The organism is Streptomyces yangpuensis (genome assembly GCF_001005295.1).
In the GTDB taxonomy this organism is placed as follows: domain Bacteria; phylum Actinomycetota; class Actinomycetes; order Streptomycetales; family Streptomycetaceae; genus Streptomyces; species Streptomyces yangpuensis.
Genome location: NZ_LBMK01000009.1, coordinates 290,316 through 296,732, shown reverse-complemented (window position 1 = coordinate 296,732; position 6,417 = coordinate 290,316). Strand labels below are relative to the sequence as shown.

Below are 6,417 nucleotides of genomic sequence, written 5' to 3'. Positions count from 1 at the left end.
AGGCCCTCCTGCAGGCCGACCAGCGCGGTGGCGTGCGTCAGGTTCGGGAAGTACCCGATCCGGACCTCGGACGCCGACAGCTTCGGCCCGCCCGCGGCAGCGGCGTTCGCCGTCCCGTCGCCCTTGGCCTGCGCCTGGGAGCCGTAGCCGCAGGACGCCAGTGCGCCGATCAGCAGCGGCAGGGCAGCGGCGGCGGCCAGGCCGCGGCGCAGGGACTTGCGGAGGGTACCGGTGTCAGGCACGGGAGGACTTCCTCTCACCGCGCCGTCGTACTACGGCGCGGGTCTTCTTCGGTGGATGGGGAACGGCTCGGGGCGGGCGGTCATCGCGCACATCGCGATACCCCTCCCTGACCGCTGCCGAGGGCGCCGCTGCCCACGCGGCCGCCCTCCTTCGCGAAGGTCGCGTACAGATCGGCGAACATGATCTAGAAGTCCCACCCGTCGTCGTCCGCCTCGGCCGCGGCGTCGCCGGGCTCGGCCTTGGAGGCGAAGGACTCGCCCGCCATGCCCGCCGCCAGAGTGGTCCCGTCGGCCGGGTCGATCAGCAGGAAGGACCCGGTGCGGCGGGAGTCGGCGTACGCGTCGAGCGCGAGCGGCTCGGCGGTACGGACGACCACGAGACCGATGTCGTTGGCCACCAGCTGCCCGGGCTCCGGGTGCTGGGACAGGTCGTCCAGGGTCAGCCGGGACGGGATCTCCTTGACGATCGCCTTGACCGTGCGGGTCGTGTGCTTGATCAGCACCCGGGCGCCCACGGACAGGGGCTGGTCCGCCACGTGGCAGACCGTCGCCACGACGTCCTGCGTGGTGGCCGGGGCGGTCGCGGACGGCGCGATCAGGTCGCCGCGCGAGATGTCGATGTCGTCCTTCAGACGCACCGTCACCGACTGTGGCGCCCAGGCGATGTCCACCGACTCGCCCAGCGCGTCGATGCCCTCGATGACCGAAGTACGGCCCGACGGCAGGACCGTGACGGCCTCGCCGACACGCAGCACGCCGGAGGCGATCTGGCCCGCGTAGCCGCGGTAGTCGGGGTGCTCCGCCGACTGCGGGCGGATCACGTACTGCACCGGGAAACGCGCCGGGCAGGCCGTGAGGTCGTGGCTGACCGGGACGGTCTCCAGGTGCTCCAGCACCGTCGGTCCGCCGTACCAGTCCATGTTCGCCGACGGCTCCACGACGTTGTCGCCGGCCAGGGCGGAGATCGGGATCGCGGTGATCTCCGGGACGCCCAGGTCCGAGGCGTACGCCGTGAACTCCTCGGCGATGGCCGCGAAGACCGACTCCTGGTAGCCGACGAGGTCCATCTTGTTCACGGCGAGGACCACGTGCGGGACCCGCAGCAGGGCCGCGACGGCCGCGTGCCGGCGGGTCTGCTCGATCACGCCGTTGCGGGCGTCGACCAGGACCACGGCCAGGTCGGCGGTCGAGGCACCGGTCACCATGTTCCGGGTGTACTGCACGTGCCCGGGGGTGTCCGCGAGGATGAACCGGCGGCGCGCGGTGGCGAAGTAGCGGTACGCGACGTCGATGGTGATGCCCTGCTCCCGCTCGGCCCGCAGGCCGTCGGTGAGCAGCGCCAGGTCGGGAGCCTCCTGGCCGCGCTGGGCGGAGACGGCCTCGACGGCCTCCATCTGGTCGGTCAGGACCGACTTGGAGTCGTGCAGCAGCCGGCCCACCAGGGTGGACTTGCCGTCGTCGACGGAACCGGCGGTCGCGAAGCGCAGCAGGGTGGTCGCTGCGAGGTCGCCCCGCCCGGCGACCTGATCGGTGGTGCTGGTCATGTCTAGAAGTACCCTTCGCGCTTGCGGTCTTCCATCGCGGCCTCGGACATCTTGTCGTCGGCGCGGGTCGCGCCCCGCTCGGTGAGGCGGGAGACGGCGATCTCGGCGATCACGGCGTCGAGCGTGACGGCGTCGGAGTCGACGGCGCCGGTGCAGGACATGTCACCGACGGTGCGGTAGCGGACGAGCCGCGTCTCAGGCGTCTCGCCCTCCTTGGCGCCACCCCACTCGCCGGCCGTCAGCCACATGCCGTTGCGCTTGAAGACCTCGCGCTCGTGGGCGAAGTAGATCTCCGGCAGTTCGATGCCCTCGCGGGCGATGTACTGCCACACGTCCAGCTCGGTCCAGTTCGACAGCGGGAAGACACGCACGTGCTCCCCGGGGGCGTGCCGGCCGTTGTACAGCTGCCACAGCTCGGGCCGCTGGCGGCGCGGGTCCCACTGGGAGAACTCGTCGCGCAGGGAGAACACCCGCTCCTTGGCGCGCGCCTTCTCCTCGTCGCGGCGGCCACCGCCGAAGACGGCGTCGAACTTCAGGCTCTGGATCGCCTCGGTCAGCGGGACGGTCTGCAGCGGGTTGCGGGTGCCGTCCGGGCGCTCGCGCAGCTTGCCCGCGTCGATGTAGTCCTGGACGGACGCCACGTGCAGGCGCAGCCCGTGCTTCGTGACCGTGCGGTCGCGGTACTCCAGCACCTCGGGGAAGTTGTGGCCCGTGTCGACGTGCAGCAGCGCGAAGGGCACCGGCGCCGGCGCGAAGGCCTTGAGCGCCAGGTGCAGCATGACGATGGAGTCCTTGCCGCCGGAGAAAAGGATCACCGGCTTCTCGAACTCGCCCGCCACCTCGCGGAAGATGTGCACGGCCTCGGACTCGAGGGCGTCGAGGTGCGACAGCGCGTAGGGCGCGTCCGTCTCTTCGTGGACGTGTGCGACGGTCGTCGTCATGCCAGACCCCTCTCGGTGAGCAGCGCGTGCAGGGCCGAGGCCGACTCCTGCACGGTCTGCGTGTGCGACTCGATACGGAGGTCCGGGGACTCCGGTGCCTCGTACGGGTCGTCGACCCCGGTCAGACCGGAGATCTCGCCCGCCGCCTGCTTGGCGTACAGACCCTTCACGTCGCGCTCGGAGCACACCTCCACCGGGGTGGCCACGTGCACTTCGAGGTAGTCGGTCGCCGCGGCGGCGTGCCGCGTGCGGACGGCCTCGCGGCTGTCCGCGAAGGGCGCGATCACCGGCACCAGCGCCTTGACGCCGTTGCTCGCGAGGAGTTCGGCGACGAAGCCGATCCGCTGCACGTTGGTGTGCCGGTCCTCGCGGCTGAAGCCCAGGCCGGCGGAGAGGAACTCGCGGATCTCGTCCCCGTCGAGCACCTCCACGCGGTGGCCCTCGGCGCGCAGCCGCTCGGCCAGCGCGTAGGCGATGGTGGTCTTGCCCGCGCTCGGCAGCCCGGTCAGCCACACGGTGGCGCCCTGGTCGCTCACGCTCATCTGCTCTGTCTCCGTAAGTTCTTCGCTGGTCGTCATCAGCCGTGCAGTCCGCACTCGGTCTTGCCCCGCCCGGCCCAGCGGCCGGACCGCGTGTCCTCGCCCTCCGCCACGCGGCGGGTGCAGGGGGCGCAGCCGACGGAGGCGTAGCCGTCCATCAGCAGCGGGTTGGTGAGTACACCGTGCTCGGCCACGTACGCGTCCACGTCGTCCTGGGTCCAGCGGGCGATCGGCGAGATCTTGACCTTCTGCCGCTTCTCGTCCCAGCCGACCACCGGGGTGTTCGCCCGGGTCGGGGACTCGTCGCGGCGCAGTCCCGTCGCCCACGCGTCGTACGCCGTCAGGCCCTCTTCCAGCGGCTTGACCTTGCGCAGCGCGCAGCACAGGTCGGGGTCCCGGTCGTGCAGCCTCGTGCCGTACTCGGCGTCCTGCTCGGCCACGCTCTGACGCGGGGTCAGCGTGATGACGTTGACGTCCATCACCGCGTCGACCGCGTCCCGGGTGCCGATGGTCTCCTCGAAGTGGTAGCCCGTGTCGAGGAAGACCACGTCCACGCCCGGGAAGACCTGCGAGGCCAGGTGCGCGACGACCGCGTCCTCCATGGAGGAGGTCACGGCGAACTTCGCACCGAAGGTGCCGGCCGCCCAGCGCAGGATGTCCTGCGCGGAGGCGTCCTCCAGGTCGCGGCCGGCCTGTTCGGCCAGCTCCTTGAGCGTCGCGGCCTTCAGAGCGGCGTTCTTGAGACTCGCGTCTTGAGTGGTGGTCATATCTCGTCCCCTCCCGCTGGACCCGACTGCACGCCCCGGGCCAGCAGCCCGAGGTACTTCAGCTGGAAGGCCCGGTTGCAGGCCCTGCACTCCCACGCGCCGTGACCCGTCTCGTGGGGGAACAGGTCCTCGTCGCCGCAGTACGGGCAGTAGAACGGGGCGGCTCGCTCGCTCACGAGAGGCTCTTCTCGTCCGCGCGGGCGACCCAGGCCGCGAAGCGCTCGCCGTCCTCGCGCTGCTCCTCGTAGCTCTTGACGACCCGCTCGACGTAGTCGGGCAGACCGGCCGAGGTGACCTTGAGGCCGCGGACCTTGCGGCCGAAGCCGGCCTCCAGGCCGAGGGCGCCGCCCAGGTGGACCTGGTAGCCCTCCACCTGGTTGCCGTCGTCGTCCAGGACCAGCTGCCCCTTGAGACCGATGTCCGCCACCTGGATACGGGCGCAGGCGTTCGGGCAGCCGTTGATGTTGATGGTGATCGGCTCGGCGAAGTCCGGCAGGCGGCGCTCCAGCTCGTCGATGAGCGAGGCGCCGCGCGCCTTGGTCTCGACGATGGCCAGCTTGCAGAACTCGATCCCGGTGCAGGCCATCGTGCCGCGGCGGAACGGGGACGGCTTGACCCGCAGATCCAGCGCCTCCAGCGCCTCGACGACCGAGTCGACCCGGTCGGCCTCGATGTCGAGCACGATCATCTTCTGCTCGGCGGTGGTGCGCAGGCGGCCGGATCCGTGCTGCTCGGCGATGTCCGCGATCTTGACCAGGGTGGCGCCGTCCACGCGGCCCACGCGGGGCGCGAAGCCGACGTAGAACTTGCCGTCCTGCTGCTGGTGGACGCCGACGTGGTCGCGCCACTGGCCGGAGGGCTGCTCGGGCGCGGGGCCGTCGGTCAGCTTCCGCTTCAGGTACTCGTCCTCCAGGACCTGGCGGAACTTGGCCGCGCCCCAGTCGGCGACGAGGAACTTCAGACGGGCGCGGGTGCGCAGCCGGCGGTAGCCGTAGTCACGGAAGATCGAGATGACGCCCTCGTACACGTCCGGGACCTCGTCGAGCGAGACCCAGGTGCCCAGGCGCACACCGAGCTTGGGGTTGGTGGACAGGCCGCCGCCGACCCAGACGTCGAAGCCGGGACCGTGCTCGGGGTGGTTCACGCCCACGAACGCGATGTCGTTGATCTCGTGCGCCACGTCGAGGAGCGGCGAGCCGGAGATCGCGGACTTGAACTTGCGGGGCAGGTTGGAGAAGTCCTTGTTGCCCACGATGCGCCGGTAGATCTCGTCGATGGCGGGCGTGCCGTCGATGATCTCGTCCTGGGCGATGCCGGCGACGGGCGAGCCGAGGATGACGCGGGGCGTGTCACCGCAGGCCTCGGTGGTGGACAGGCCGACGGCCTCCAGCCGGCGCCAGATCTCCGGGACGTCCTCGATCCGGATCCAGTGGTACTGCACGTTCTGGCGGTCGGTGAGGTCGGCGGTACCGCGCGCGAACTCCTCGGAGATCTCACCGATGACGCGCAGCTGCTCGGTGGTCAGCCGGCCGCCGTCGATGCGCACGCGCAGCATGAAGTACTTGTCGTCCAGGTCCTCCGGCTCCAGGATCGCGGTTTTGCCGCCGTCGATCCCGGGCTTGCGCTGGGTGTAGAGGCCCCACCAGCGCATGCGGCCGCGCAGGTCGTTGGGGTCGATGGAGTCGAAGCCCCGGTGCGCGTAGATCGTCTCAATGCGTGTCCGCACATTGAGACCGTCGTCGTCCTTCTTGAACTGCTCGTTGCCGTTGAGAGGCGTGTGGTGTCCGACGGCCCACTGTCCCTCGCCGCGGTGACGGCCGGTCTTGCGGCGCGCGGCGGCTGCGGCGGCGGGCGCGGGCGTTTCGGGGGTGGCGGCCATGGCGGTACGTCCTTCTTGGGCGGCTCAGGGCAGGGGCGGGTGAAGCGGGCGGGGTGGCGTGACCCCTGGACGCTGAGCGGGTGCGGCTGATCGTCCGCGCCGAGCCGGGGTGACCGGCGGACAGGGCGGAATTCGGCCTTCAGGGGACTGCGATGATCGACACTTCCACGGCGACGATGCCGGGATTGCGGCGATGTGCGGCGGTTGCTGGTTCCGTCAGCACGCCGGACAGATGGCGCTGGACATGCGGCCGAGGTCGACGTGCCGCCGACTCACCAAGGCAATTCCAGCTCCATTCATGGCGGAAGCGTGTCATGGGCCGATTGGAGGAGTCCACTACTGTCCACGATTCGGACGAACTGGTCCCGCATATTGGGACGCAGTGACGGGCGTCACCCTTGCCGTTGCCCTGGCCGGGCGGTGCCGTTGCCCTGGCCGGGCGGTGCGGTGGTGTTCCGTCTGCGGGCCGGTGGCCGCGCCTCAATCGCCGGCGGGGCTGGGTGGT

General features: G+C 70.7%; 7 protein-coding genes and 1 pseudogene. All 8 read right to left on the bottom strand.

The window, feature by feature from the left end; genetic code table 11:
* Nucleotides 1-242: pseudogene (locus AAT21_RS32030) on the bottom strand (sulfate ABC transporter substrate-binding protein); the annotation flags it as partial.
* 185 nt (nt 243-427) lie between these two features.
* Nucleotides 428-1,786: a sulfate adenylyltransferase subunit 1 gene (locus AAT21_RS32025; protein ID WP_046780457.1), complete on the bottom strand. Its 1,359-nt coding sequence runs from the start codon at nt 1,784-1,786 to the stop codon at nt 428-430.
* A 2-nt stretch (nt 1,787-1,788) separates the two neighbouring features.
* The gene (gene cysD / locus AAT21_RS32020; protein WP_046780456.1) at nt 1,789-2,727 is read right to left on the bottom strand and encodes a sulfate adenylyltransferase subunit CysD; all 939 of its coding nucleotides are present in this window, start codon (nt 2,725-2,727) and stop codon (nt 1,789-1,791) included.
* The gene (cysC, locus tag AAT21_RS32015) at nt 2,724-3,269 is read right to left on the bottom strand and encodes an adenylyl-sulfate kinase (protein WP_030856051.1); all 546 of its coding nucleotides are present in this window, start codon (nt 3,267-3,269) and stop codon (nt 2,724-2,726) included. The genes cysD and cysC overlap by 4 nt, the downstream gene beginning before the upstream one ends.
* A gap of 35 nt (nt 3,270-3,304) precedes the next feature.
* The gene (locus AAT21_RS32010; protein ID WP_046780455.1) at nt 3,305-4,033 is read right to left on the bottom strand and encodes a phosphoadenylyl-sulfate reductase; all 729 of its coding nucleotides are present in this window, start codon (nt 4,031-4,033) and stop codon (nt 3,305-3,307) included.
* Complete coding sequence (locus tag AAT21_RS32005) at nt 4,030-4,209, bottom strand: hypothetical protein (RefSeq protein ID WP_030856055.1); 180 nt, start codon at nt 4,207-4,209, stop codon at nt 4,030-4,032. Before AAT21_RS32005 ends, AAT21_RS32010 begins: the two co-directional genes overlap by 4 nt.
* On the bottom strand, nt 4,206-5,912 hold the full coding sequence (locus AAT21_RS32000) for a nitrite/sulfite reductase (protein WP_046780454.1): 1,707 nt from the start codon (nt 5,910-5,912) through the stop codon (nt 4,206-4,208). Before AAT21_RS32000 ends, AAT21_RS32005 begins: the two co-directional genes overlap by 4 nt.
* A gap of 139 nt (nt 5,913-6,051) precedes the next feature.
* Entirely contained in the window at nt 6,052-6,228 is a 177-nt protein-coding gene (locus tag AAT21_RS40165) for a hypothetical protein (protein ID WP_157840138.1), read from the bottom strand.
* Between the last annotated feature and the right edge of the window lie 189 nt (nt 6,229-6,417).